Below are 26903 nucleotides of genomic sequence, written 5' to 3'. Positions count from 1 at the left end.
GAGCGATAGCGAGAAATCTTAAAACCGTTTGTTACTCCATACAAAATATTCCTCCTCATATCTCGTTCGGAATAACTAAACCATCTTACTTTATTACAACAAACTCATTTGTTGGTTATTCTCTTCATTAGGAATCTTTAAGTCTACTCCTAATTCCTTGTTTAACTTTTTTATAAAGTAGGCTGCCAACAATGGTGATTCTACTTCTAAATTTTGATGGATAAAAAAGTGAATGTTATCCAAACCTAAATCATTCCATTCTTTTAAACGAACCACCCAATCATCCAAGCGTGTATAATCTGACGGGTGATTTGCTCCAACATAACGAACAAAAGCTTCGTTATTCGTTAAGCGCATATGCATCATATCTCTTCTACCTGCTGTATCTACTAACACATTGGCTATGTTATGTTCTTCAAACAGCTGTGTAAACTCTTCAAACACCATTATATCTTCAAACCAATCCGGATGGCGTACCTCTATAGCTAATGGTATACCTTTAGGCCAGCTCACTACAAAGTTTTGTAGTCTTTCAAAGTTTTTATTTCCAAAGTTAGCATGTAACTGTAAAAAGATAGTACCTAACTTCTCTTGCAAATGCGAGGCATTGTCTAAATAAACATTTACCGCATCTTGTACACCCTGTAAACGCTTCCAATGGCTTATCTCCTGCCCTAGCTTGGGAAAGAATTTAAAGTTTTTAGGAGTTTTAGCCTTCCACTTTTCAAACTGTTCTGCAGGAAACTGTCGGTAAAAAGTAGCATTAAGTTCTATAGAGTTAAATTGTTTCGAATAATACTCCAATTCATCTTTAGTTCCTCTCGGATAAAATCCTTTCAAATCTGCTTTATTCCATTTTGCACAGCCCACATACACATTAGGTGTACGACTCTTTTCATAAGAGTTTAATAGCTCTATTGTTTTAGGGTGTGTTTCAGGTAATGTAAAATCTATTAACTCTGGTTGTGCTACTTTTCCAAACTTCATACTTCACTATTTTCTATTCCTTCCTCTATTTCCTGATTATCTACCATCTCTGGTCTAAACTCTGTCATTCTATCATCATTCAGCTTTTTCGCATACTTATAGCCCGATTTCCACCATTTCTTCATTTTCTCTTTATCAAAAACTAACGAATTGGTTGTTAATACCGTTGGCGTATAGTATAAATTCAGCTTTACATTATGTTGTTTTGCAGAAAGCTTTCCTATGGTAATATTATGTCGCTCAACATTCTCCAACATAAAATCAAACGTATCCATCATCAGCGAAAAAGGGTTCTTAGCAGGCAATCTGTTCATTTGTGTTACTTCTGTTGCTAAAATAATGGCATCCACCTCCGTCGCACCTCTTGCTATAGCTTCTCGTATAGGTATTAAACTTCCAAAACCACCATCTGCATACTGACAATGATCTTTTTCCAGTAAACTCATAAAAGGCACATAATTACACGACCCCCAAATCCAATCGCAAAAATCTTCATATTCACATTCTAAGATAGACTTGTACTCAATTTGATTCGCTGTTAAATTAGATACTGTTACCACTACCTCTTTATTCAGCCTTCTAATTTCATCGTACATTTCTCTAGTAACACTCTTAGTAATAAGCTTTCGTAAGTTCTTACTCTCACCAAAAGTTTTACGACCATTCAAAAAGTTCCAAAAGGTATTTCTATGTCGTATAGAAACCACCTTTTCTCCGTGTACCGATTTTATTCTAAACGGACTGTTACTAAAAATAGCTTTTTGATCTACCGATGTATATATTTCTTTTAATTCATCAACCATACCCAAAGCCAAATGTGAAACCATTAAACTACCTGTTGATGTTCCTAAAAGCATGTCGTAATCTTTATTTTTATAATTCATTAGGTATTGTGCAACACCGCCCGCAAAGGCTCCTTTACTTCCTCCTCCTGAAATTACTAAGGCTTTTTTCATTGATTTAAGTTTGGTTTTCCTATTTTTAGTTCTGTAAAAATATCAAAAATATGGAACCAACATAGGTAAAGTAAACTTTCTCTACATATTTACTAATTAATTTAAATTCCTAAGGTTACTTGCTCCATTTAAAACAACTAAAACAAACACATGAAACGATTATCATTCCTTTTCTTACTCTCTTTAACAATACTATCTTGTAAGCAAGAAAAGAAAACCCCAAGAACTTTTGAAACTATTAAAATTACCGAGTTAAAACAAGATAGCACCAGTATTAGAGCTATACTAGCTATTAGTAACGATGAGTTAATTTTTGCAGGCTCTAAAGGAGATATTACAACAACAAAAGATGGTGGTAGAACATGGCAAACACAAAGTTTAAAGTATAACGATACTATTATACCGCACTTTAGAAGCATTGCTAAAAATGGTGAAAATATATTTGCCTTATCGGTAGCAAACCCAGCCTTACTATATAAAGGAAATAAAAACAAGTATGAATTAGTATATACTGAAGAACACGAAAAGGTTTTTTACGACTGTATGCAATTCTTTGCCGATGGAAAGCATGGTATTGCCGTTGGTGATCCTACAGAAGATTGTCCGTCTGTTATTCTTACCTCAGACGGAGGAAATACGTGGACAAAACTACCTTGCTCACAGCTGCCTACTTTTGAAGAAGGAGAAGCTTTCTTTGCTGCTAGTAATACCAATATTGCTATTGTTAACAATACTGTATGGATAGGTTCTGGAGGAACCAAAGCACGTATTTTAAAATCTACCGACTTTGGAAACACTTGGGAGATTTTTGATACTCCAATTATACAAGGTGACGGACCACAAGGAATTTACTCTATTGATTTTTATGATGAAAACCATGGAATTGCTATTGGAGGAAACTACTCAAAACCAGAAGACAATAACGCTAATAAAGCAATTACTACCGACGGTGGTAAAACATGGACACTCGTAGCTAATAATATGAATCCTAATTACAAAAGCTGCGTACAGTATGTACCTAATACGAACGGAGAAGAAGTTTTTGCTGTTGGAAAAACAGGAATATCATTTTCTAACGATGGTGGGCATACTTGGAAACAAATAAGCAAGGAAAGCTACTATGCTATCCAGTTTATTGATAGTAATACAGCCTGGTTATCTGGTCATGAAAAGATTGGAAAGCTAGTTCTTAACTAAACTATCTTAGGGTAAGTAAACAAAGAACTATAAGAAAACCTATTTTAAGTCTATTAGGTAAGCCTTGGTGGATTAAATTTTTGGCTATCACCCTGTGATTAATTCTTAATGTTTTGTTAAAAGGAATTGTTTTCCTCTTTAACTATCTATTTTTATGAGCTAATCAACTCAATTTTAAATGAAAAAAATACTATTCTTACTCTTATCCCTGTGTATTAGTAGCTCTTTTGCACAAGAGTACTTTCCTACCAACACAGGAGTAAAGTCATCCAAAAACAGCGTGTATGCATTTACCAATGCTACTATTTATGTTACCCCTACCCAAGTAGTAAAAAAAGGAACACTACTTATTAAAGACGGTAAAGTTGTTGCTGTAGGTAAATCGGTTAACATACCTAACGAAGCACAAGTAATTAACCTAGACGGAAAATCTATGTATCCTTCTTTTGTTGATGCCTATTCAACCTTTGGTATTGCAAAACCTAAACGTGAAAGTGGTCGTGGTAAAAGACCACAATACGATGCTGGTAGAAAAGGATATTACTGGAACGATCATATTCGTCCTGATGTAGGCGCTGCTACCGAGTTTAACTTTGATGCTAAAAAAGCCAAAGAATTATTGTCTTTAGGTTTTGGTGCTGTAAATACACACGTAGCAGACGGTATTATGCAAGGAAACGGTATTTTAGTTGCTTTAAACCCTAATAGTTCTGATGCTTACAGAATATTAGACAAACAATCAGGAAACTACTTATCGTTTTCTAAAAGTGCTAAATCACGTCAAAGCTACCCTACTTCACGTATGGGAGCCATGGCACTATTACGTCAAACTTATTTAGATGCTGATTGGTATGCTAAAGGAAATGCAAAAAACACCGATTTAGCTTTAGAAGCTCTAAACAATAAAAAAGAGTTACCTCAAATATTTAATGCAGGTGGATATTTAGATAATATGCGTGCTGATAAGATTGGGGACGAATTTGGAATTCAATATACCATTGTAGGCGGAGGAAATGAGTATGAAAGAATCAATGATATTAAAGCAACCAATGCTACTTATATTCTTCCTATTAACTTTAGAAATGCTTACGATGTATCAAATCCATTTTTAGCAAATAAAATTGCGCTAAGCGATATGCGCTCTTGGAATCAAGAACCAGCAAACCCTTCAATTTTAGCAAAAAACAATATTCCTTTTGCTTTAACTACCTATAAATTAAAGAAAGTAAAAGAGTTTAATAGCAATCTTCAAAAAGCTATTACTTACGGATTAGATAAGACTACAGCTTTAGAAGCATTAACTACAGTACCTGCCAAGATTTTAAAGAATGATAAAATAGGAAACTTAAAAGCTGGTAGTTATGCAAACTTCTTAATTACTTCTGGTGATATTTTTGACAAACAAACTACTTTATATGAAAACTGGGTACAAGGTGATAAAAACACCATTAACTCAATGGATATTAAAGATGTTACAGGTAAGTACACGTTAACAGTTAACGGGAAATCGTATGATATGACCATTACTGGTAAAGGAGCTAAACAAACAGCTGCTTTAAAAAGTGGAGATAAAAAGGTAAACAGTAAATCGTCTTTTAGCAACGACTGGTTACATATAACTCTTAAAGATGGTGACAACTACACTCGCTTAACAGCATTAGTACAAAACAAGCAACAAATTACGGGTACAGCTACCGACAACGATGGGAATGAAAGCACTTGGAATGCTACTTATACTGGAAAAGCTGATACTAAAAAGAAAGGCGGCAAGAAAAAAGAGACCACTCCTGAAGTAGTAGCTGTTTCATACCCAAATATCGGATTAGGAAACCCAACCGCTCCGCAAAAAGAGACTATTTTAATTAAAAATGCTACGGTTTGGACTTCTGAAAACAACGAAGTACTAAACAATACCGATGTATTAATTAAAGATGGAAAAATAGCTAAAATAGGTACCAACTTATCTTCAAGAGGCGCTACAATTATTGACGGAACTGGTAAGTATGTAACCGCAGGTATTATTGATGAGCATTCACATATTGCTACTTCTGCAGTAAACGAATCAGGGCATAACTCAACAGCTGAGGTTACTATTGAAGATGTTATCAACCCTAACGATGTAAATATTTACAGAAACATTGCGGGTGGTGTTACTTCTATTCAGGTATTACACGGTTCTGCCAATCCAATTGGTGGACGTTCAGCAATTATCAAACTAAAATGGGGAGAGAATGCTGACGGAATGTTATACAACAACACACCTAAGTTTATCAAGTTCGCTTTAGGTGAAAACGTAAAACAATCTAACTGGGGAGATTTAAATACCATTCGTTTCCCTCAAACACGTATGGGAGTTGAACAGGTATATATCGACTACTTCCAAAGAGCGAAAGAATACGATGCTAAAAAGAAAAGCGGACAACCATATCGTAAGGATATTGAGTTAGAAACCTTAGCAGAAATTATTAATAAAGAACGTTTTATTTCTTGTCACTCTTACGTACAGTCAGAAATCAATATGTTGATGAAGGTTGCAGAACAATTCAACTTTAACATCAACACCTTTACCCACATTTTAGAAGGATACAAACTAGCAGATAAAATGAAAGAACACGGAGTTGGTGGTTCTACTTTTGCTGACTGGTGGGCATATAAATATGAGGTTAACGACGCTATACCATACAACGCTGCTATTATGCACAACCAAGGTGTTACCGTTGCTATTAATTCTGATGATGCAGAAATGTCTCGTAGATTGAATCAAGAAGCTGCTAAATTGATTAAATATGGAGGTTTAAGCGAACAAGAAGCTTGGGCTACAGTTACTATCAATCCTGCAAAACTATTACACTTAAACGACCGTACAGGTAGTATTAAAGAAGGTAAAGATGCTGATGTTGTAGTATGGAGCGGAAATCCACTTTCAGTATATTCTAAAGCAGAGAAAACAATTATTGACGGAGCTGTTTATTTTGATATTGAAAAAGACTTAGAAAAGCGTAAAGCTATTAAAGCAGAACGTGCTAAGCTAATCAATATGATGCTACAAGAGAAGATTAAAGGAGGTAAAACACAAGCTCCTAAAAAGAAAACTCAGAAATTATTTCACTGTGATACAGAATAAGAACTTAAAAACACACAACATGAAAATTAAATTAATATATAGTTTATTATGTTTCTTATTCTTAGGAAATATAATAGCGCAACAAACACCAGCACCCAAGCAAACTGAAGCTTATAGTATTGAAGGTGCTACAGCACATTTAGGAAACGGAGAAGTAATTGAAAACTCCTTAATCATGTTTTCTAACGGTAAAATAGCCCATGTAGGAAATGCTAATAGCAGAATTGCTCGTATGGGAACTGTTATTAATGCCAAAGGAAAACACGTGTACCCAGGTTTTATTGCAGCAAACACCTCTTTAGGTTTAGCTGAAATTGATGCTGTACGTGCAACAAGAGACTTTGATGAGGTAGGTTCAATGCTACCACACATTCGTAGTATTATTGCCTATAATGCAGAAAGTAAAGTGGTAGAGACCATGCGTCCTAACGGAGTATTAATGGCACAAATTGCTCCACGTGGTGGTGTTATTTCAGGAACCTCTTCGGTAGTACAATTAGATGCTTGGAACTGGGAAGATGCGACTATTAAAACCGATGATGGTGTTCACATGAACTGGCCTCAGGTATTCTCTAGAGGTCGTTGGTGGATGGGTGAAGATCCTGGATTAAAGCCTAACAAAAACTATCAAAAAAGCATTGATAAGCTTACAAAATTTTTCGCCAATGCAAAAAGCTACCTAGCAGGTAACAAAACACCTAAAAACTTACCATACGAAGCTTTACAAGGCGTTTTAAACGGTACGCAAAGAATGTTTGTACACGTATCAGGAGAAAAAGGAATTACTGATGCTGTAACTATTTGTAAAGAATTAGGTGTTAAAAATATCGTGATTGTTCGCGGACAAGAGGCTGAAAAAGTTGCTGACTTATTAAAAGCAAACAATATACCTGTTATTTTAGAACGTGCTCACCGTTTGCCTAATGGTGAAGATGCAGATTATGACAGACCTTTTAGAGCAGCTAAGATATTAACCGATGCTGGTATTTTAGTAGGTTTAGGTATGGAAGGAGATATGGAACGTATGAGCACACGTAACTTACCTTTTTATGCAGGAACTTATGCTGCTTACGGATTAGGTAAAGAAAAAGCTTTACAATTAATTACTCAAAACAATGCTAAAATTTTAGGTGTTGACAACAACGTAGGAACCATAGAAGTTGGTAAAGACGCTACCCTATTTATTTCTGAAGGTGATGCTTTAGATATGCGTACCAATATTTTAACAACTGCTTTTATTCAAGGTAGAAAAATTAGCCTAGAATCGCATCAAACAAAATTATGGAAGCGTTATGCTAATAAATATAAAAATCAATAAACACCAGCCTTAACGAATGAGATAGCAAAATCTCATTATTAGAACTTAAAAACATCATTCTGTAAAAGAGTGATGTTTTTTTATACATGAATAATAAGCATGCGCTACTGTATGGTAACTTCATACACCACTGTATTATAACACCATACAGTAGTGTCGGGTGACTTCATACACTACTGTATGAAGCTTAATACAAACTAGTACACCCCATATTTTGGTTTTGTTTGAAGATTCAAACAGTAGCATCTGGTGTTAAACAACAGTGGTGTTTGGTGTTGGGTAACAGTACTGTTGTTTGCCTAACAACAGCAATAGCTAGTAATTATTCTTTTAGTAAGATGGTATTTTATTATAAAACAGAATAGTACTTTTGTATTCTGATATAATAGCAGATGAAACAGATTAGTAGTACACAAAACGCCTATATAAAAGAGCTTTTAAAGCTTCAAGAGAAATCTAGAGAACGTAAGAAAAAAGGATTGTTTTTAGTAGAAGGACAACGTGAAATTTCGTTAGTTGTTAAAGGAGGTTATGAAATAGACACCCTGCTGTTTGTTGCTGATATGTTTACCGAAGAAAGTGTAAACAAAATTCTAAATAAGGCTGCTAACCGTATAGAAATAACAAAAGAAGTATACCAAAAGCTTGCCTATCGTGATACTACCGAGGGTATTATTGCTGTAGTAAAAGCTAAAAACTTCGATTTAGACGCTATTGAATTCAACACCACTACCCCACTCGTTTTGGTTATGGAAGGTATTGAAAAACCAGGAAACATTGGTGCTATGTTACGTACCGCCGATGCTGCTAATGTAGATGCTGTTTTTATTGCCAACCCTAAAACGGATTTATTCAATCCTAATATCATACGTTCTAGTGTGGGTTGTGTATTTACCAATCAGATAGCTACAGGTACTTCTGAAAACATTATAGCGTACTTACAGGAGCACAACATAAATATTTACAGTGCTACCCTACAAAACTCAAACGAATACCATAAAAACGATTATACTAAGGCTACTGCTTTGGTAGTGGGTACTGAAGCTACAGGATTAACGCAAATTTGGCGAGACCAAGCTACTCAGAATATCAACATCCCAATGCAAGGGGAAATAGATTCTATGAACGTATCGGTTGCCGCAGCCATCTTAACTTTTGAAGCGAAACGACAACGTAATTTTGTACAATAAGCTTACTTATCAATGTTGAAAAACATCTTTTTAACCGTGCATTTTTGTACGGTTTTTTATTTTGTTTTACCTTAGCTAGCGCTTAATAAAAAAGAATAAAATTGCTATAGAATTCCTTTTTTTTCAAAACTAGTAAGCTTAGCAATAAATATAAAAGAGCAGTAAAGTATTCTTATAACTCCTTTTTGGTTGTATAACGATGTATTTTACATCTATATAAACAGGTTAGCTGCTATACAAAAGAGATTGCAAATAGAGTTGATAGAAATGAATTAATTTAAGATGCCAAGAGATAATTTTACAAAAGATACAATTCTACGATTAGCTCAAAGAGCTGGTTATACTTGTTCAATCTGTGAAAGTTTAACAGTAGGACCTTCGGAGGAAAAAGAAAATTCAGTTAATATTACTGGAGTTGCTGCTCATATTTCTGGAGCATCAGAAGGACGAGGAAGCAGACGATATAGGTCAGACATGACTACAGAAGAAAGAAAAAGTATATCTAATGGGATTTGGCTTTGTGAAACTCACGCAGACTTAATAGATGGTGATGAAGTTACTTATACAGAAAAGCGTCTACATGAGATTAAAGATAGGCATGAAACAAAAGTACAATATAAGCATGCAGGAGTTAATATTGATAAAGGATTGTTTACAGAGATTGAAATATGCAACCTTGCAACATTTACTTCCTCAACCAGAATAAAATTTCAGCAAAATAATTTAATAATTGGTCAAGGAAGTCCTGGTAAAACAATTCTTTGTGAGTTCTTAGCTAGTTTAAAAAATCCAAGTTTACTAAAGCGTTGGGAAGACAATAAAAATAGAGGGAATTCATTTTTTAGTATCAAATACTTTAGGACTGAAGAATTAACCTACAATATTCGAATTGATTCAAAAAGGAAAATTACATATGATTTAAATGGAGTTGGAACTCCAGTTTTAATTCCGTCATCAACAATATTCCATTTGAATAAATGTTTTCGTGATTTTGTTATTGAAAACGAATTGGATTATAAGATTAAGAAATCCTTTATGGAGTACTTCGGATTAAGAGAAATCGAATATTTAAATTTTATAGCAGATGTTGCGACAAAAAAGAAATATATCATAGAGGATTTTGAATACGATACCGAAGAGGATTATTTATCTGTTAAATTAAAAGATCGTACTAATTACAGGAGTTTTCAAAGTTTGTCATCGGGTGAAAAAGATAGGGTTATTCTAGAAATGACCTTGCAATTGGCAATTTTCTATTCAAAATTCAATTCGACAATTACAATAATTGACCAAGAAGCATTTCCAACTATGGACTCCGCAGGTTATTGTAACTTAATAAAGGTTGTTGTTGAAAATTGTTTTGACTTTCAATTTATTGTAGCCACATTCTTCGAAAAGAACGAATTACCATATAAATTATTAAACACGATTGAATTAACAGTTGTTGAAGGAGATACAAAAGTACAGCAGCTAACAATGCATCATAAGTAATACGGGGAATGCTGTATTTATGAAGGTTTCTTCGACATTTGAGTCCCGCCACATCTACGATTTGACGAGCTAATTAAATTTGAAAGTTAACTATAAAATCATAGATTTGGCTACTTAGCAATTTGAGACAGTTGTGGGTTAAATCCCGCACTACTCATATGCGAGCCGTTAAAACATTTAAGGAATGACGTTAAAAGATGAATTAAACGCTGAAAATGGCTCTTTTTTACTTGAGTTAAGGACTTCCTTGAATTGGAATCACGGTTCATTTATTAACCTTCTGACTGAATTAGATAAGGAATGTAAGCGGTCAAAAGAAAAACTGAATTTATCACGAGATACTGCTTCTGGAATTTGGTACATCTCTGATTTTATCAAAAATTGGACTGAACATCAAAATTTTCCAAAAGAATTCGCTGAAGAGTATTATAAAAAAGCCTATGAATTAATAAATGATTTGGCTTACACATACTTTATGGCTGAATCGCCTTATGAATCGGATTCTGAAATTGAAAATAAAATAACCGAATTAAAAACGTTTTACAACAACATATAACCGTAATTACGGCAGATTCATAACTTACTTATTGAGAGCTAAAAAATAAACTACTTTAAACCGTACATTTTTGTACGGTTTTTTATTTTGTTTTATCTTGGCTAATGCTTAACAAAAAGAATAGTAAAGTATCCTAACACCTACAAAATTGTTTGCATAAATAAGCTATAAGACGTTAAAATGAACAAAACATTAAATCTTCAGAAAAAACTAATAATCTTTGGTTTCCCTATGTTAATTATAGGATTGATGGTTATGGTTTCAAAATCAACAGTTTTTAACAAACATCCGGTGAGTCTATCAACTGGAATTACATTTGATTTATTATTGACAGTTCCTTTAATCTACTTTTTACTAATCAGGAAAACAAATATCCCAAAGACTACAGTAGTCCCTTTTTTAATTATTGGAATGGTAATTTGTTCTGTAATACTTCCTGCACAAAATCAACATTATCTTAATCTTTTTAAGACTTGGGTGTTTCCTATAGTTGAACTTTCAATAGTATCTTATGTAATGTACAATCTAAGCAAAGCCATAAAGCGCTATAGGCTAAATAAACATGAAGATATTGACTTTTTCACAGCTTTAAAAAATACTTGCTATGAAATACTTCCAAAAAGATTAGTTATTCCTATCGTAACCGAAATTGCTGTTTTTTACTATGGTTTTATTAATTGGAAAAAAAGAAAGCTGAATGAAAATGAGTTCACTTATCATAAAGATAGTGGAACAGTTGCTCTTTTAATTGTCATAATTTTTATCATTGCAATAGAAACTATTGTTTTACATGTTCTTCTTCAGAAATGGAATGTTACAGTTGCCTGGGGTTTAACTTTTTTAAGCATTTATTCTGGAATCCAACTTCTTGGATTTCTAAAATCTATATACAAAAGACCTATATCAATAAAAAATGAAAAACTGTTTCTTCGATATGGTATTATGAACGAAACAATTATTGATTTAAAAGATATCGAGAGCGTCGAAATTTCATCAAAGGATATAGAGTTAAACAAAGAAACACGAAAATTATCGTTTTTAGGTGAATTGGAAAGTCATAATGTAATTATCAGATTAAAAGAAGAAAACGAATTGACTGGACTATACGGAATTAAACGTAAGTACAAGAACTTAGCATTGCATGTTGATAAGAAAAATGAATTTAGAAATCAAATAAATAATGCTTTACAACATTAACCATAAATAATTACCTCACTTAGGCTACGTATCTACTCATCGCCAAAACCGCTATGATTCATACCCAAACAAACGTAAAAAAACTATAACTGAATAAAAAACTTTAAATGTTTATAATTAATCTGACTTATAAAACAAAACTAAAAAAAATTGACCACTTTCTTAATGAGCATATTGAATTTCTAAATGAGCAATATGAATTAGGGAATTTTATAGCTTCTGGACGAAAAATACCAAGAACAGGCGGAATAATATTATCAAACGTCAAGTCTAAACCTGAATTGGAGAAAATTATAGAAAGAGACCCTTTTAAGAAAAACGGATTAGCAGATTATGAACTGACTGAATTTGTACCGAGTAAAACTTGTGAAGAATTGAAGTTCTTAATGGAATAAAAGAATACGAACACACAATAAGTTTATTATATATAAAAATTACTATGAAATTAATTCTAAAAACCTTCAAATGGATAGGTATATTTTTAGTTGGAATTATACTACTCTTAATAGTATCAGGAGCATGTTACCGATTGTTTAGTTCAAAACCTATTCCTCCAGGAAAATTAGTCGATGTCAATGGAACAAAGCTTCATATAAGAGCTGAAAGTGAAAAAAACGATTTACCAACTGTTATTCTTGAAGCAGGAGCAAACAGCCATACAGATATGCTTCATTGGATTGCGGAAGGATTGAAGAAGAATATGAGAGTAATACGCTATGACAGAGAAGGAAAATGGTTTAGTGAATCAAGTAAAGATAGTATTACACCTGAATTTTATGCGCACCAATTACACGAATTACTTGAGAAAAATGGAGAAAAGCCTCCTTATATATTAGTTGGTCATTCTATGGGCGGACCCTATAATCAAATATTCAGAGATCTATATCCGAATGAAGTAAAAGGAATGGTCTTCTTAGATTCTAGCCACCCTGAACAATGGGAACGACTAGCCCAAAAAGAACTGATTCCAAAAGAACAAATTAACCTCCTAAAAATTACTGCTGCTATTTCAGATATGGGAATAAGAGGAGTTTATAATAAAATAACGAGTCCTAAGGCTAAAAATGATGGTTTACCTAAAGATTGTCATATCCGTAACCTCAATCTTGCTTCTTATTCAGGTAAGGTTTACCATAGATATTTAAAAGAAAACCGCATCAATAAAGATATTCTTAAGCGAGCAGGTCAAGCAAAAAGTTTAGATTCGTTACCTATTTTGGTCTTTACCGCAACAGAACAGTATAGAGAGTCTCAAAAAGAAAGATATAGAAAGAAAGGAATTGATCCTGACAAACAAATTCAATTATGGTTAGATATACAAAAAGAACTGGCAAAACTATCTACTAACAGTAAACAATTTGTTATTGAAGCAAATCATGGTACCATAATTACCAAAAAAGAAAACGCTGATATAATTAATAAAGAAATACTATCAATGGTTGAAAAAATTGAAAAAGAAAATCGTAAGTAAAATATTATATAGCCACATTATAATGGATTCTAAATTCACCTATAACAGCTAAAAAACAATATTTTAACCGTGCATTTTTGTACGGTTTTTTATTTTGTTTTATCTTGGCTAACGCTAATAAAAAAGAACAAAAATTGCTAAAAAATTCCTTTTTTCATTTCCTAAACAAGGTGCTTAGTAATAAAAATAATAAAGGTACTCTTATACTTCCTTTTTGGGGTGTATAACCTACATATTTTATGCTCATATAAACAAGCTATGGGTTATTTGAACTCAACTAGACAAATATTAACAAATTTAAATTAATGATGAAAAAACAATTTTTATTTATTTTAATAACAATTTTAAGCTTTAATAGTTATTCACAAATTTCTTTTGAAAAAGGATATTACATTGATAATACTAATCAAAAAACTAATTGTCTAATCAAGAATGTTGATTGGAAAAATAATCCAACTGAATTTGAATATAAACTATCCGAAAACAGTGAGTCTAAAAAGGCAACTATAAAATCAATTAAAGAATTTGGTATTGATAATATTACAAAATACATCAGAAGTACTGTAAATATTGACAGGTCTAGCGAAAACACCAATAATTTAAGTAATCATAAAAACCCTATATTTCAAAAAGAAGAACTTTTTTTAAAAGTATTAATTGAAGGAAAGGCTAATTTATATCAATACATTGATAGTAACTTAAAAAGATATTTTTATAATAAAGAGAACTCCAATATTGAACAATTAATTTTTAAAAGTTATAAAACCACTGAGAATAATATTGGTGAAAATAATAGATTTAGACAACAGCTATGGCTTGATTTGAAATGTCCAAATTTTAAAACTAGTAAAATTGAAAATGTAAAGTATAAAAAAAATGATTTAGTACGATTTTTTACTGAATACAGTGAATGCTATAATAACGAACTAATTATTTTCGAGCCAAAACAAAAAAGAGATTTATTTAATTTGACAATCAGACCTCGTATAAATAGTTCTTCATTAGCTATACAAAATTCTGTTTCTAATTCTAGAAATACTGATTTCAAGAATAAAATAGGGTTTGGACTTGGATTAGAGGCTGAGTATATTTTACCTTTTAATAAAAATAAATGGGCAATTACAATTGAGCCAACTTATCAAAGTTTCAAGTCCGAAAAAACAACTGAAGTAAATAATGTTTCTGGAGGAATATTAATAGCTAATGTTGATTATAGTTCTATTGAAATCCCTGTAGGTTTAAGACATTATTTCTTTCTAAATAATAATTCTAAAATTTTTATAAATGCTTCTTTCATCTTTGATTTAAACTCAAAATCATCAATTGAATTTACCCGAAATGATGGTTCGAATTTAAATTCATTAGAAATTGAAACAAGAAATAACCTAGCTATGGGAATTGGTTATAAACAAAATGACAGATATAGTTTAGAGTTTAGATATCAAACCAATAGAGAACTTTTAGGAAACTACTCGTATTGGACTTCAGAATATAGAACATTATCAATAATATTTGGTTATTCATTATTCTGAAAAAACTCCCCATAACAACAGGTTCTATAGACCTAATAAACTAAAGGTTATTTAGATAGTAAAAGAGTAGGGATTTACATTATTGACGGAATCTTAAAGTTCCTATGGCTATAATAACCTTACTCTGCCCTTTTATTCTTTATTAATAAAATGTCTAATTTAAATGAATTACAAACTTAGGATGGCTGTAAGTAATTGCTTGTTCTCGCCTACTTCTTATAATCTTAGCGGATTTTAAGTTTGATGTCTACTTGCAAATTAAGTGTTAAACCACGTAAATACTTATTTATAGCCAAACAAACGTAAAAAAAACTATAAAAACTTTATATGTTTATAATTAATCTGACTTATAAAACAGAGCTAAAAAAAAATTGACGCCTTGTACGAATACACAACAACATATAGCCACAATTAAGGTAGATTCATAATCTTACTCATAAAAGCTAAAAAACAACATTTTAACCGTACGCTTTTGTACGGTTTTTATTTTGTTTTATCTTGGCTAATGCTTCCTAAAAAAGAATGAAATTGCTAAAGCTCCTAAATTAGTTGTAACAAAGTAAGTAAACAAAAAGTATTTCAGCTACTCAAGTAAAAATTCAATCAACAAATTCAATAAAAATAAAAAATATGAAGTTCGTGAGTTATAATTAGACGAATACAAGCTATAAAAAACTAAATCAAGAAAACATTAATATCTATACCTAAATGAAAACCACAATAAAAGTTTTATTTATAATTTTAATTTCTTTAACAACATTAAGTTGTAAATATCAAAAGAACGACTCATTTAAACCTAAAGAGGTTTATAAAACTAAAAACTTGATTGTCACTCAAATTTCTGAAAACTCATTTCAACATACTTCTTTCTTACAAACTGAAAGTTTTGGAAATGTTCCTTGTAATGGTTTGATTGTTAGCAACCAAAATGAAATTGTAATTTTTGATACACCTACTACTGACTCAAGTTCAGAAGAATTAATAAAATGGGTAAACGAAACTCTTCATTCAAAAATTAAAGCAATCATTCCCACTCATTTTCATGATGACTGTTTAGGCGGATTAAAAGCATTTCATCAACATAAAATTCCTTCTTATTCATATTATAAAACTTTAGAGTTTGCTAAAGAAAATAACTATGAAACTCCACAAAATAGTTTTAAAGAGCCCCTTGTACTTAAAGTTGGTGATAAAGATATTATTGCAAAACATTTTGGTGAAGGACATACAAAAGATAATGTTGTTGGTTATTTTCCGCACGAAAATATTATGTTCGGAGGATGTTTAATAAAAACACTGAATGCTAACAAAGGTTATTTAGGTGATGCCAATGTTTCTGAATGGTCAAATACTATTGAAAAGATTAAGCTAGAATATCCAAACATAAAAATTGTTGTTCCTGGACACGGAAAATACGGAGATATAAAGTTATTAGATTATACTATTAACTTGTTTAAAACTGAATAAAAAGCTTCTATCAAACACCTTTAACAAAACTCTAAAAATAAAATGAAAGAGACTATACATAAACTAAATCAATTATTAAAATCTGGGAGAGACTACCTTTCCAAAACTTCAGAATCTGAATTGGCTACAAAAGCTTCTCCAGAAAAATGGTCAAAAAAAGAAATACTTGGACATTTAATTGATTCTGGAATTAACAATCTACAACGATTTACTGAAATCCAGTTTGAAAACAAACCCTATAAAATTAGAAAATACAATCAAAATGAGTTAGTGAAAGTAAATGACTATCAAAATTCAGACATTAAAGAAATTCTTGAATTTTGGTGCTCAATAAATAGTAGAATAAAAAAAGTGATGGAGTTACAAACTAATGACTCTTTGAATTATAAAATAGAACTTGAAAAAAATAACATATCAGATTTAAGGTTTTTAATGACTGATTATGTAAACCATTTAGAACATCACCTTAACCAAATAATGGATAAAAACTCATAGTTTTATTACCTTATAAATTATAAAACCCCATTATAGTTACTGAATGAATTTAATTACAGACCATCCTTATATATCAATAATTATAATTATTTTGAATTCTATAATAAAAAAAATTACACGAGCTAAACATTCGCCACTTGCAAAAGTGTTCTTATTTATCATAACTATAATTTCTCAAGCCTGCAGTCCTTTTGATGGACCAGTTGATAAATCCATTTCAGATTCTTATTACTATTCAAAATCAAAAAGTAACATCTGTTATTCCCCTATGGGAAATTGGTTTGAATTGGGTAATACCAAATTAAATGCCGATGTAGAGAGCTTTAAGGTTTTAGGAAGAGACTTTGGGAAAGATAAAAACCACTTATACTTCAAAACTCATATTATTGATGATGAAGTAGACGTTGCTACCTTTTATGTTGATGATGACAATTACATCTGTTTTGATAAAGACCATGTATATAGAGCTTTAAATTATTTACCTCACGGCTTTACTCAAACTAATCAAGAAAAAAAACACTTATGGAAAATAGCTAAAGCAAATCCAAAAACATTTCAAAAAATTAATAACGACTGGTCTAAAGACGATAAACATTACTTTTATAATTACAAACCTGTAGATGTAGACTACAACTCATTTACAATTATAAATAACAATTTTGTTAAAGATCAAAATAAAGTATACTCATTAAAGAGTTATGAATTGCTAGCTTCTTCAATAGATCCTACTACAGCAAAAAAAATCAATAGTAGATATATTGCAGATAAAAACAATGTTTATGATTTTCAAGAATATCAGAATGGTAAAATAGTAGATTCTCTAATCTCAATACCTTACCAAAACATCGATGATTTGACTATTTTAGAGGATAAATTTCTACTATTTGACAATAAAGTTATTTACGATGCGGCTATAATTGAAAATGCGGACGCTTCATCTTTTCAAATAATTCAATTTCCGTATTCAAAAGATAAGAATTACGTATTCTACCACGGAGATATAATCGAAAAAGCCGACCCAAAAACCTTTAGTGTTTTTGAAACATCATATTACTCAAAAGATAAAAATCATGTATTTGTTTATGGAAAGCTACTAAAAGATGCTGATGTAGCTACTTTTGGTCCCATAAACAAGAAACATTCCTTATTATACAAAGATAAAAACCACACCTACCGTGGAGATCAAATTGTAGAGAACAATTAAATATTAGTTATAAACACAATATTAAACACCTTAAAATGAAAACTATAATAAAATGGTTTTCATTTTTTTTTGTATTTTAATATGCCATAAAATTATAAAATCATGAAAAACTTATTAAACTCTACCCCTATTTCAATTTTATCTTTCTTAATTTTATTTTTGTCTTTTTCTGCTACTGCACAGAACAACTCTGATACAGTTATTATGATGGATGGAAAAGAAAGAAAAGGAAAAGTAACAGCTATTAACGACAATGAAATTACATTTATTTATACTGGCGAAACCCTAGAATATAAAATAAACAGAGTAAAAGTCAACAAAATTATTTTTGCTAGTGGACGAACTCAGTTGATTTCTGAAAAATCAACAAAACAAAATACTCAAAGTACCTCAAACCTTGCTATTAGAAAAGGTAAAATGGCTGTACTGCCCTTTAAAGTTATAACTAATATGCCTTCAGTAGATAAAGAGGCTGTTGGAAGACAAATTCAAACTGATTGCTCTAATACTATAAAGAAAGACGCTCCTATGATTGAAGTTATAGACCCAAGAATTGTAAACGCTACTTTAGCCAAAAATAATATTTCTGTTAATCAACTAGAGACAATTCTACCTAGTGAGTTAGCTATTACACTAGGTGTTGAACATGTTGTTTTTGGCTCTTATGATGTTGAAAATACAGGAACTAGAACCTCTGGATCAACCGTTACCTCATACAAATCGAAGAAAAACAGAAAAGGAACTGCTATTAGCTCTGGAAGCTCATATACATCAGACACTTATGACTCTAAGATTACAATGGATATATACAATGATAAAGGCTCTAATATTTATTCTGTTTCTCGTAAACCATTTATGGCTGGTTTAGACAAATACCACAGTACAATTAAGTATTTAGTTAAAAGAGCCCCATTTGGTAGTAAACATAAATAGCAAATCTTATATTAACATCCATAATTCATATCATGAATTAGCTTTTTTGTACAAGATGTCTAAAAATTAAGTAGTTTTACTTATTTAAAAAGCTATAATGAAATACGGATACACTATACTTTATGTTGAAAACGTAAAAGAAACAATTAACTTTTACGAAAAAGCTTTCGGTTTCACCTCTAAATTTATCACTCCTGAAAATGATTATGGTGAGTTAATTTCAGGAGAAACAACCATTGCTTTTGCTTCTTATGAATTAGGAAAATCTAACTTTAAAAAAGAACTTATCAAAGCAAATACATCTAATAAACCTTTTGGAATAGAAATGGTTTTTGTGACTGAAAATATAGAAGCCGATTATAAAAAAGCTATTGATATGGGAGCTATTGAGTTTGAACCAATCAAAGAAAAACCCTGGGGGCAAAAAGTAGGCTATGTAAAAGACATTAATGGTTTTTTAATAGAAATTTGCTCGCCCATGAAAGTTTAAGTACAGTGAGCGACTTTAATGCTACTTCTATTTATTTTGAAGTCTGATATTCGCTCGGATTTTTACCCGCGTACTTTTTAAATGTTTTATTAAAATGACTAGAGTCTGTGAAACCTGTTTTCTCAGCAATTTCACCAATACTCAAACTACTTTGTTTTAACAAGCTCTCTGCCATTTTTATTTTGGTTTCCATTATATAACGCTGTAACGATATACCTGTATGTTTCTTTACAAAAATGCCAACATAGTTTGGGGATAAATGAAAAGTTTCTGCAATAACATCAACCTTAATAAGCTCTTTATTTTGTACATTTTGTCGTATATACGTCAATATTAAATCTACCTTATTCTTATCGTAAACATGTCCGCTATTTTTTAATGTAGACTTTAAGTTTCTAGACAGTATAATCAACAAAGCTCCAAACAATTCAGATAATACATTACGACTGTAAGTTAACGGACTATGCAATTCACTTTTTATTAAATGATAAAGTCTAAAAAGCTGCTCTTTATCTGTTTTGCAACTAATTACACTTTTAGCAACAATATTCTGATGAAAAATTACTGCCTCTAAATTCTTTCTCCAATAAGTACTTGTAGAAAATGTAGCCTTTTCTAAAAACATCTGTTCTGTAAATTTTAGTACTCCAAACCTTGTTGGCTCACCAATAATAAACTCATGTTCATCCTTTGGAGTTAAAAAAAACAAATCTCCCTCTTTATAATCAATAACACTTTCGTTTAAAACATGTTTTCCGCTTCCTTTTAAAACAAAAGTCAACTCAAAAAAATGGTGCTTATGCCTTGGGTAGCCCCACTCCTTCTCTGCATCAAACTCAAATACATCTAAATTCTTGGTAATATAAAAACGTTGCGTCATCAGAATGTTTTTATACAAATATACAATGTATTTATACAATAACATAACTTAAAATAGCCACTAATTTTGCAGTCACAACAGTTAATTAAACAATATAAAATGAAAAATAATAGCATTATAGCACTAGTTATCATAGCGGTAAGCTTAACATTAAATGCTTGTAAAAAAGAGCAAAAGAATACAAGTAAAATAAGTTCTACTTCAACAAAAACTGTAGCAAAAAAAAGCTATTGGCCTAACGGAGCACAATTAGTCATTTCTTTTTCAATGCAGTTTGAAACAGGAGGACAACCTGAAGGAGCTGAAAGTCCTTTTTCAGGAAACCCATTACCTAAAGGAAATCCTGATTTGCCTGCTGAAAGCTGGTTTCGCTATGGAGCAAGAGAAGGAATGTGGCGAATGATGGATTTATGGGATAAACACAATATAAAAGTAACCTCTCATGTTGTAGGCGAAGCTGCAATAAAATACCCTGAAATAGCTAAGGCTATGGCTAGTAAAGGACATGAAATAGCTGCTCACGGAATTGCTTGGGACGATCAGTGGAATTTAAGTTACGAAGAAGAACTTGCCTTTGTTAAAAAAGGAATTGACACAGTAGAAGCAATTACAGGAAAAAGAGGACGTGGATACAATGCCAACTGGTTACGTAGAAGTCCTAACACTCTTAAGGTTTTACAAGAACTTGGTTTTTTATACCATATTGATGATGTAAGTCGTGATGAACCTTTCATTACTAAAGTAAGAGGTAAAAACTTTGTTGTAATGCCTTATACACTGCGTAATAACGATATTGTAAATATTGCTGGTAAAAACTGGTCGCCAGATCAATTCTTATTCCAGCTAAAAACAGAATTCAATCAGCTTTATAAAGAAGGTTCCTCTAAAAGAAGAATGATGAGTGTGAGTTTACACGATAGAATTGGAGGTGCTCCAGCAGTAGTTAATGTTGTAAATCAATTTATTGAATATGCAAAACAACATGAAGGTGTAGTATTTATGCGTAAAGATGATATTGCTAAAATGGTAATAAACGACCCTAATACACCAATTGATAACGCCGAATTAAAATTTAACAAATAAGAATACCAACATGAAACATGCAATCTATTTATACCTTGTATTTAGTACACTAACAATTATTAATGCGCAAAACAAATTACCTTTTCAATTAGAAAAAGATTGGGAATTAAAAGGGTTAAAGAACCCTGAAAGCGTAGTGCTCGATAAAACAAACCAAGTATTATATGTGTCTAATGTAAACGGTGCTCCTACTGATAAAGATGGTAATGGTTTTATATCTAAAATAAGTTTAGACGGAGAAATAATAGAACTAGAATGGCTTAAAGGATTAGATGCTCCTAAAGGACTTACTATTCACAAAGGAAAATTATACGTTACGGATATTAATACTATTGTTGAAGTTGATATAGCAAATAAACAAGTCCAACGATTTACAGCCAAAGATGCTACCTTTCTCAATGATATTGTTGCTGATAAAAAAGGAAATATTTATGCTTCTAACACTTTTGGACTTAGTGGTATTTACAAACTTCCAACTAAAGGGGCTAGAAAAGTTGAGTTATGGTTAAAAGATGATAAATTAAATATGCCTAATGGCTTATCTCTATCAAAAAATAACTTAATAGCTGCTGGTTGGGGTATAGATTTAGATGCTAAAACATTTGCTACTAAAACACCAGGGCATTTGGTTAAAATCAATTTAAAAACAAAAAAAATAAAAACCATAAGTCAACCTTTTGGAAACTTAGATGGACTCAGCGAAACTTTACACGGTTTTTTAATTACTGATTGGTTAGCAGGAAGCCTATTCTACTTGAGAAAAGGAAGTGATAAAGGGCAACTTGTAATTGATTTACCTCAAGGAAGTGCTGATACGTACTTTGACAAAGCTACCAAAACATTATACATCCCTTTAATGTTGAATAATAAATTATTGAAGTATCACTTTAAAAAGTAACATCATGAACATAAAACTAATATTCTTAGGTAGTTTATTAATTTTTTTCGGACAAATAGCTGCGCAAGAGACTACTACACTTCTAGGTAAAAAAGTAGAAAGTATTCAAGTTATAGACTTTGAATCTATGCCACACGATACCATTAGCGAAGGAATTACACGACAATGGTTTCATGGGGCCAAAGGACAAATGGCCTATTTTCATTTAAAAAAAGGTGCGCATATTCCTATGCACAAACATCCCAATGAGCAAATTACTTATATCCTCAAAGGAAAAGTAAAAATTAACACTATTGATAAAGGAAAAAGAAAAACCTATATCATCTCTGCTGGTCAAGTAATTGTTTTTCCAGAAAATGTATCTCACGAATTTTTTGCGCTGGAAAACACACTTGATTTAGATGTACATGTACCCGTAAGACAAGATTGGTTGACTAATGAACTACCAGCATATTTAAAGAAAAGTAAATAAATGAAAGCCACACCTAAACAAACAGCGTATGCATTGCTACGTATTACTATGGGAATTAACTTTTTCGGACATGGATTAGCAAGATTGCCAAAAATCCCTTCATTCCGTGACTGGATGGTAAGTCAGTTTCAAGAAAGCATACTTCCAGAGTTTCTTGTGTATGCTTGTGCTAGCGTACTACCCTTCATTGAATTTTTTATAGGTATCCTACTAATCATTGGTCTATTTACCTGCAGAGTAGCTATAATAGGCGCTATTGTAATTACAATACTTATTCTTGGCTCGTGTTTAACAGAGCATTGGGAATGGGCTGGTGGCCAAATGCTATATGCTTTATTTTATTTCTTTATTATAAGTCAAGTATCAGAAAATAAATGGTCTATCGACAATAAATTATTAACATCAAAAAGTTACACCCCGTAAATAATCAAAATAAATGAGTTCACAATATCAAACTGAGAGGTTAATCATAAGACCAACAAATGCTGAAGATATTAACTTTATCTTCAACTTATTTAACTCTCCTAAATGGATTGAAAACATTGGAGATAGAAACATAACTTCAACTACTCATGCAAAGCAATATATTGAAACAGTTATGCTTAAACAACTCAAGAAATTAGGATACTCTAGCTATACTGTAATTAGACAATCTGATAATCAAAAAATAGGAACTGTGGGACTTTATGATCGTGAGGGAGTTGATGGAATTGATTTTGGTTTTGCCTTTTTACCCCAATTTGAAGGTAAAGGATATGCCTTTGAAAGTGCATCAAAAATAAAAGAAGCAGCTATAAATGAGTTCAGAATTCAAAATCTAGTGGCTATTACACGTCCTAGTAATACTGGCTCACAAAAATTACTTAATAAATTAGGTTTCAGCTTTAAAAAAGACATCATTCTTCCTAAGCATGAGTTTAAAGAATGGTTATTATATGCTATAAACTAATACCTTCCTTATGAAAGTAGAAACAATAAACACCGCTGGTAATTGGTCTGTACATTGGACAGAATCCTTAAAAAAAGCCATTCAATTAGGAGTTAATAGTCATAAAATTGGACAACAATTATTATTAGAAAATAAACGTGTTAAGATATGGCATATTGAATTGGAACCCGGAAAAACTCTTCCGTTTCATAAACATGATAAACCTTATTTTTATGTTTGTCATACAAGAGGTAGCTCTCGTTCCTATTTTTCTAATGGTGCTGTAATTGAAACATCCTACGAGCCTAATGATATTAAGTACTTTAATAATTTAAATACTAAGAATTTCTTTATACATAATCTAGAAAATATAGGTACTACCACCCTACATTTTACAACTGTAGAGTTTACGGAATAACACAATGTTTTTTCACAAGTAAAACATGAAATTATACAACAACTACATCTTCAAACCGTAGTAAATTTGTACTATTAAATAATTAAAACTTTGTAAATCATGGCTTTTAAAAAGTTATATCAACCCTATAATAAAAATGGCTTGACATTAAAAAACAGATTTTTAATGGCTCCTATGACACGTTCCAGAAGTTCACAACCTGGTGATATTCCTAATGAATTAATGGCTGAATATTATGGACAAAGAGCCTCCGCAGGAATAATTATATCTGAAGCTACTCAAGTTTCATTACAAGGAAAAGGCTACGCTAAAACACCTGGAATTTATACACAAGAACAAATTGAAGGTTGGAAATTAATTACTGACGAAGTCCATAAAAAAGGAAGCAAAATATTTTTACAATTATGGCATGTTGGTCGCGTATCTAGTTCTAAAGTAAACGGACTACAGCCTATTGCTCCTTCTAAAAAAGCAGCCAAAGACACCAATGTTTATATTTTTAATGGAGCTCCTAATGGTGATGCTACTTTTGTACCTGTAGAAGAACCTAGAGCAATGACAAAAGCAGACATCAATCAAGTAATTGAAGAATTTAAAACAGGGGCAAAAAATGCTATTAAAGCAGGTTTTGACGGTGTTGAAATTCACGGAGCCAATGGATATTTGATAGATCAGTTTTTAAGAAGTAATTCTAACCAACGAACTGACGAATATGGGGGAACTAAAGAAAATAGAGTTCGATTACTAACCGAAATCACTCAAGCAGTTGCTCAGGAAATAGGTAATGAAAAAACCGGAGTTCGCCTCTCCCCTTTTATTAGTTTTAAAGACATGAATGATCCTGAAATATTAGACACTATAATGATTGCTACCCAAAAACTTGAAAAAATTGGGGTTACCTATTTACATCTATGTGAAGCAGATTGGGATGATGCTCCTAAAATTCCTAATGATTTTAGACAGAACCTACGCAAAATATTTAGTAAAACTATTATTGCTACAGGAAATAAAACACCTGAACAAGGGGAAGATTTATTAAAAAATGAACTAGTTGATTTAATTGGCTTTGGACGTAATTTTTTAACGAACCCAGATTATCCAATAAGAGTAAAACTAAATGCTCCATTAAACAAAATTACTGATACTCATACGTTATTTGGTGGTGGGGATGCTAGAGGATATACAGATTATCCTTTTTTGAAACAAGTAAACGATTAAAAAAGTACAGATAACTTGAATAAAACGCTCCTTTTTATAATACTTCTCATTATCAATCTTTAAAAATAAATAACTATTTTAGTGACTGTTACACTAACTAACAGTCACTAAATATGTCTAAAAAAATAGGATTAAAAGAAGCTATTTCAATAGGAATTGGTGGTATGGTAGGCGGCGGTATTTTTGCCGTTTTAGGTCTTGCTGTTTTACTTGCCAAAGGTGGAACTCCAATTGCTTTTTTACTTGCAGGTATACTAGCTTTACTAACTTCATACAGCTATGTACATCTTTCTAAGAAGTACCCTGATAGAGGTGGAACCGTAAAGTTTATTAATCAAGGTTTTGGAAGAACTATTTTTAGTGGAGCTATTAACAATCTATTATGGATAAGCTATATTGTAATGCTTTCTTTATATGCTTCTGCTTTTGGCTCTTATGCTCCTAACCTATGGGAAATTACTCAAAACAAAACAATCAACTTCCATATATATGCTAGTGCTATTATTATTATAGCTACAGCAATTAACTACTACAGTATTGTTGTAGTGGGAAAAATTGAATCGTACGCAGTAGTTATTAAACTTATAATTCTTATTGGTTTTATTGCTATCGGAGCCTATGGATTAATAGGAAATCCTAATATGGCACAACTATCTATTAGTAACTGGGAGAATCCTATCAAATTATTTGCTGGTGGTATGGTCATTTTTGTTGCTTATGAAGGTTTTGAGCTAATTGCTAATGCTGCTCCCGATATTTTAAATCCTGAAAAAAACATAGCAAAAGCTTATTACTATTCTGTAATATTTGTAATTGTATTGTACATTATCATTGCTCTTGTTACTGTAGGTTCTCTCCCATTTAATCAAATTGCCAAAGCACAGGATTATGTACTAGCAGAAGCTGCTAAACCAATGTTAGGACAAATAGGTTTTACTATTATAACCATAGCCGCATTAATATCTACATTTTCTGCTATTAATGCTTCATTATACGGAGGAAGTAAAGTGAACTATGAAATTGCAGAAGATGATGAACTACCACATCACTTTCTTGCCAAGTTTTGGAATCAACCTATCGGATTACTAATTACAGCTATAGCAACTTTGATATTAGTTAACACCTTGAATTTAGAGAGTATTTCTACCGCTGGTAGTGTTGGTTTTATCCTTATTTTCGGAATTGTGAATTACGTAGGCTTTAAGCTTTCAAAAGAAACAAACTCTAATAAAGGAATTCCTTTATTCGGTTGTATTTTATGTGCTGTTGCCCTAATTATTCTTATAAAACAACAATTAGAATCAAATCTTGTTGGTGTATTTGTTTCTCTTGGTATTATTACCCTATGTTTTATTATTGAGTGGATCTACAAGAAAAATGAAACAAAGGCTATATAAA

Annotated in this window: 26 protein-coding genes; 23 read left to right on the top strand and 3 right to left on the bottom strand. The window is 31.6% G+C overall.

Going from position 1 to position 26903, the window contains the following annotated elements; translation table 11 throughout:
* Positions 1–93 precede the first annotated feature (93 nt).
* On the bottom strand, positions 94–987 hold the full coding sequence (locus D6T69_RS09190) for a DUF72 domain-containing protein (RefSeq protein ID WP_125067459.1): 894 nt from the start codon (positions 985–987) through the stop codon (positions 94–96).
* Positions 984–1943 (bottom strand): patatin-like phospholipase family protein, encoded by a 960-nt coding sequence (locus D6T69_RS09185; protein ID WP_125067458.1) that lies wholly within the window; start codon positions 1941–1943, stop codon positions 984–986. The genes D6T69_RS09190 and D6T69_RS09185 overlap by 4 nt, the downstream gene beginning before the upstream one ends.
* A 150-nt stretch (positions 1944–2093) precedes the next feature.
* Here D6T69_RS09185 and D6T69_RS09180 point away from each other — a divergent pair, with 150 nt between their 5' ends.
* From D6T69_RS09180 to D6T69_RS09110, 15 genes are all read left to right on the top strand, one after another.
* Positions 2094–3140, top strand: coding sequence for a WD40/YVTN/BNR-like repeat-containing protein (locus D6T69_RS09180; RefSeq protein ID WP_125067457.1), 1047 nt, complete (start codon positions 2094–2096; stop codon positions 3138–3140).
* 178 nt (positions 3141–3318) lie between these two features.
* On the top strand, positions 3319–6264 hold the full coding sequence (locus D6T69_RS09175; protein WP_125067456.1) for an amidohydrolase family protein: 2946 nt from the start codon (positions 3319–3321) through the stop codon (positions 6262–6264).
* A 19-nt stretch (positions 6265–6283) separates the two neighbouring features.
* Complete coding sequence (locus tag D6T69_RS09170) at positions 6284–7582, top strand: amidohydrolase family protein (protein ID WP_125067455.1); 1299 nt, start codon at positions 6284–6286, stop codon at positions 7580–7582.
* A 392-nt stretch (positions 7583–7974) separates the two neighbouring features.
* Positions 7975–8772 (top strand): TrmH family RNA methyltransferase, encoded by a 798-nt coding sequence (locus D6T69_RS09165; protein ID WP_125067454.1) that lies wholly within the window; start codon positions 7975–7977, stop codon positions 8770–8772.
* 282 nt (positions 8773–9054) lie between these two features.
* Positions 9055–10263, top strand: coding sequence for a hypothetical protein (locus D6T69_RS09160; protein ID WP_125067453.1), 1209 nt, complete (start codon positions 9055–9057; stop codon positions 10261–10263).
* Positions 10264–10447: 184 nt separating this feature from the next.
* A complete protein-coding gene (locus D6T69_RS09155) occupies positions 10448–10819 on the top strand; it encodes a hypothetical protein (RefSeq protein WP_125067452.1) in 372 nt (123 codons plus the stop codon).
* A gap of 180 nt (positions 10820–10999) precedes the next feature.
* Entirely contained in the window at positions 11000–12016 is a 1017-nt protein-coding gene (locus tag D6T69_RS09150; RefSeq protein ID WP_125067451.1) for a hypothetical protein, read from the top strand.
* 107 nt (positions 12017–12123) lie between these two features.
* Positions 12124–12411, top strand: coding sequence for a YciI family protein (locus D6T69_RS09145; protein WP_125067450.1), 288 nt, complete (start codon positions 12124–12126; stop codon positions 12409–12411).
* 44 nt (positions 12412–12455) lie between these two features.
* Positions 12456–13487, top strand: a complete 1032-nt coding sequence (locus tag D6T69_RS09140; protein ID WP_125067449.1) for an alpha/beta fold hydrolase — start codon at positions 12456–12458, stop codon at positions 13485–13487.
* 305 nt (positions 13488–13792) lie between these two features.
* Positions 13793–15019, top strand: coding sequence for an autotransporter outer membrane beta-barrel domain-containing protein (locus tag D6T69_RS09135; protein WP_240628293.1), 1227 nt, complete (start codon positions 13793–13795; stop codon positions 15017–15019).
* Positions 15020–15727: 708 nt separating this feature from the next.
* Complete coding sequence (bla, locus tag D6T69_RS09130; RefSeq protein ID WP_125067448.1) at positions 15728–16486, top strand: subclass B1 metallo-beta-lactamase; 759 nt, start codon at positions 15728–15730, stop codon at positions 16484–16486.
* A 42-nt stretch (positions 16487–16528) separates the two neighbouring features.
* A complete protein-coding gene (locus tag D6T69_RS09125; protein WP_125067447.1) occupies positions 16529–16981 on the top strand; it encodes a DinB family protein in 453 nt (150 codons plus the stop codon).
* Positions 16982–17024: 43 nt separating this feature from the next.
* The gene (locus D6T69_RS09120) at positions 17025–18185 is read left to right on the top strand and encodes a DKNYY domain-containing protein (protein WP_125067446.1); all 1161 of its coding nucleotides are present in this window, start codon (positions 17025–17027) and stop codon (positions 18183–18185) included.
* A 102-nt stretch (positions 18186–18287) separates the two neighbouring features.
* Positions 18288–19118, top strand: a complete 831-nt coding sequence (locus D6T69_RS09115; RefSeq protein ID WP_125067445.1) for a hypothetical protein — start codon at positions 18288–18290, stop codon at positions 19116–19118.
* Between the two features lie 97 nt (positions 19119–19215).
* Positions 19216–19608 (top strand): VOC family protein, encoded by a 393-nt coding sequence (locus D6T69_RS09110; protein ID WP_206197802.1) that lies wholly within the window; start codon positions 19216–19218, stop codon positions 19606–19608.
* Positions 19609–19639: 31 nt separating this feature from the next.
* Here D6T69_RS09110 and D6T69_RS09105 read toward each other — a convergent pair whose 3' ends face one another.
* Positions 19640–20488 carry an AraC family transcriptional regulator gene (locus D6T69_RS09105; RefSeq protein WP_164506712.1) on the bottom strand — a complete coding sequence of 283 codons (849 nt, stop codon included), beginning with the start codon at positions 20486–20488 and terminating at the stop codon, positions 19640–19642.
* Positions 20489–20587: 99 nt separating this feature from the next.
* On the opposite strand from D6T69_RS09105, the gene D6T69_RS09100 reads away from it, so the two are divergent.
* The 8 genes from D6T69_RS09100 (at position 20588) to D6T69_RS09065 (ending at position 26902) form a co-directional block, all read left to right on the top strand.
* A complete protein-coding gene (locus D6T69_RS09100) occupies positions 20588–21571 on the top strand; it encodes a polysaccharide deacetylase family protein (RefSeq protein ID WP_125067442.1) in 984 nt (327 codons plus the stop codon).
* A gap of 10 nt (positions 21572–21581) precedes the next feature.
* Positions 21582–22469 carry an SMP-30/gluconolactonase/LRE family protein gene (locus D6T69_RS09095; protein WP_125067441.1) on the top strand — a complete coding sequence of 296 codons (888 nt, stop codon included), beginning with the start codon at positions 21582–21584 and terminating at the stop codon, positions 22467–22469.
* Positions 22470–22473: 4 nt separating this feature from the next.
* Complete coding sequence (locus D6T69_RS09090) at positions 22474–22941, top strand: cupin domain-containing protein (RefSeq protein WP_125067440.1); 468 nt, start codon at positions 22474–22476, stop codon at positions 22939–22941.
* Positions 22942–23364 (top strand): DoxX family protein, encoded by a 423-nt coding sequence (locus tag D6T69_RS09085; protein ID WP_125067439.1) that lies wholly within the window; start codon positions 22942–22944, stop codon positions 23362–23364.
* Between the two features lie 13 nt (positions 23365–23377).
* On the top strand, positions 23378–23890 hold the full coding sequence (locus D6T69_RS09080) for a GNAT family N-acetyltransferase (protein ID WP_125067438.1): 513 nt from the start codon (positions 23378–23380) through the stop codon (positions 23888–23890).
* Positions 23891–23900: 10 nt separating this feature from the next.
* The gene (locus D6T69_RS09075) at positions 23901–24287 is read left to right on the top strand and encodes a cupin domain-containing protein (RefSeq protein WP_125067437.1); all 387 of its coding nucleotides are present in this window, start codon (positions 23901–23903) and stop codon (positions 24285–24287) included.
* 99 nt (positions 24288–24386) lie between these two features.
* Positions 24387–25505 carry an alkene reductase gene (locus D6T69_RS09070; protein WP_125067436.1) on the top strand — a complete coding sequence of 373 codons (1119 nt, stop codon included), beginning with the start codon at positions 24387–24389 and terminating at the stop codon, positions 25503–25505.
* 113 nt (positions 25506–25618) lie between these two features.
* Positions 25619–26902, top strand: a complete 1284-nt coding sequence (locus D6T69_RS09065; RefSeq protein ID WP_125067435.1) for an APC family permease — start codon at positions 25619–25621, stop codon at positions 26900–26902.
* Position 26903: the final 1 nt, after the last annotated feature.

It is taken from the genome of Tenacibaculum singaporense (assembly GCF_003867015.1).
Lineage (GTDB): Bacteria > Bacteroidota > Bacteroidia > Flavobacteriales > Flavobacteriaceae > Polaribacter > Polaribacter singaporensis.
This window is presented reverse-complemented; position numbering and strand designations above follow the sequence as displayed.

Coding starts and splice junctions, on each gene's coding strand:
- D6T69_RS09190 (WP_125067459.1), bottom strand. CDS start 987: ATGAAGTTTGGAAAAGTAGCACAACCAGAGTTAATAGATTTTACATTA.
- D6T69_RS09070 (WP_125067436.1), top strand. CDS start 24,387: ATGGCTTTTAAAAAGTTATATCAACCCTATAATAAAAATGGCTTGACA.
- D6T69_RS09175 (WP_125067456.1), top strand. CDS start 3,319: ATGAAAAAAATACTATTCTTACTCTTATCCCTGTGTATTAGTAGCTCT.
- D6T69_RS09085 (WP_125067439.1), top strand. CDS start 22,942: ATGAAAGCCACACCTAAACAAACAGCGTATGCATTGCTACGTATTACT.
- D6T69_RS09110 (WP_206197802.1), top strand. CDS start 19,216: ATGAAATACGGATACACTATACTTTATGTTGAAAACGTAAAAGAAACA.
- D6T69_RS09140 (WP_125067449.1), top strand. CDS start 12,456: ATGAAATTAATTCTAAAAACCTTCAAATGGATAGGTATATTTTTAGTT.
- D6T69_RS09145 (WP_125067450.1), top strand. CDS start 12,124: ATGTTTATAATTAATCTGACTTATAAAACAAAACTAAAAAAAATTGAC.
- D6T69_RS09150 (WP_125067451.1), top strand. CDS start 11,000: ATGAACAAAACATTAAATCTTCAGAAAAAACTAATAATCTTTGGTTTC.
- bla (WP_125067448.1), top strand. CDS start 15,728: ATGAAAACCACAATAAAAGTTTTATTTATAATTTTAATTTCTTTAACA.
- D6T69_RS09095 (WP_125067441.1), top strand. CDS start 21,582: ATGAAACATGCAATCTATTTATACCTTGTATTTAGTACACTAACAATT.
- D6T69_RS09080 (WP_125067438.1), top strand. CDS start 23,378: ATGAGTTCACAATATCAAACTGAGAGGTTAATCATAAGACCAACAAAT.
- D6T69_RS09125 (WP_125067447.1), top strand. CDS start 16,529: ATGAAAGAGACTATACATAAACTAAATCAATTATTAAAATCTGGGAGA.
- D6T69_RS09090 (WP_125067440.1), top strand. CDS start 22,474: ATGAACATAAAACTAATATTCTTAGGTAGTTTATTAATTTTTTTCGGA.
- D6T69_RS09165 (WP_125067454.1), top strand. CDS start 7,975: ATGAAACAGATTAGTAGTACACAAAACGCCTATATAAAAGAGCTTTTA.
- D6T69_RS09180 (WP_125067457.1), top strand. CDS start 2,094: ATGAAACGATTATCATTCCTTTTCTTACTCTCTTTAACAATACTATCT.
- D6T69_RS09185 (WP_125067458.1), bottom strand. CDS start 1,943: ATGAAAAAAGCCTTAGTAATTTCAGGAGGAGGAAGTAAAGGAGCCTTT.
- D6T69_RS09160 (WP_125067453.1), top strand. CDS start 9,055: ATGCCAAGAGATAATTTTACAAAAGATACAATTCTACGATTAGCTCAA.
- D6T69_RS09105 (WP_164506712.1), bottom strand. CDS start 20,488: ATGACGCAACGTTTTTATATTACCAAGAATTTAGATGTATTTGAGTTT.
- D6T69_RS09115 (WP_125067445.1), top strand. CDS start 18,288: ATGAAAAACTTATTAAACTCTACCCCTATTTCAATTTTATCTTTCTTA.
- D6T69_RS09135 (WP_240628293.1), top strand. CDS start 13,793: ATGATGAAAAAACAATTTTTATTTATTTTAATAACAATTTTAAGCTTT.
- D6T69_RS09075 (WP_125067437.1), top strand. CDS start 23,901: ATGAAAGTAGAAACAATAAACACCGCTGGTAATTGGTCTGTACATTGG.
- D6T69_RS09155 (WP_125067452.1), top strand. CDS start 10,448: ATGACGTTAAAAGATGAATTAAACGCTGAAAATGGCTCTTTTTTACTT.
- D6T69_RS09170 (WP_125067455.1), top strand. CDS start 6,284: ATGAAAATTAAATTAATATATAGTTTATTATGTTTCTTATTCTTAGGA.
- D6T69_RS09120 (WP_125067446.1), top strand. CDS start 17,025: ATGAATTTAATTACAGACCATCCTTATATATCAATAATTATAATTATT.
- D6T69_RS09065 (WP_125067435.1), top strand. CDS start 25,619: ATGTCTAAAAAAATAGGATTAAAAGAAGCTATTTCAATAGGAATTGGT.
- D6T69_RS09100 (WP_125067442.1), top strand. CDS start 20,588: ATGAAAAATAATAGCATTATAGCACTAGTTATCATAGCGGTAAGCTTA.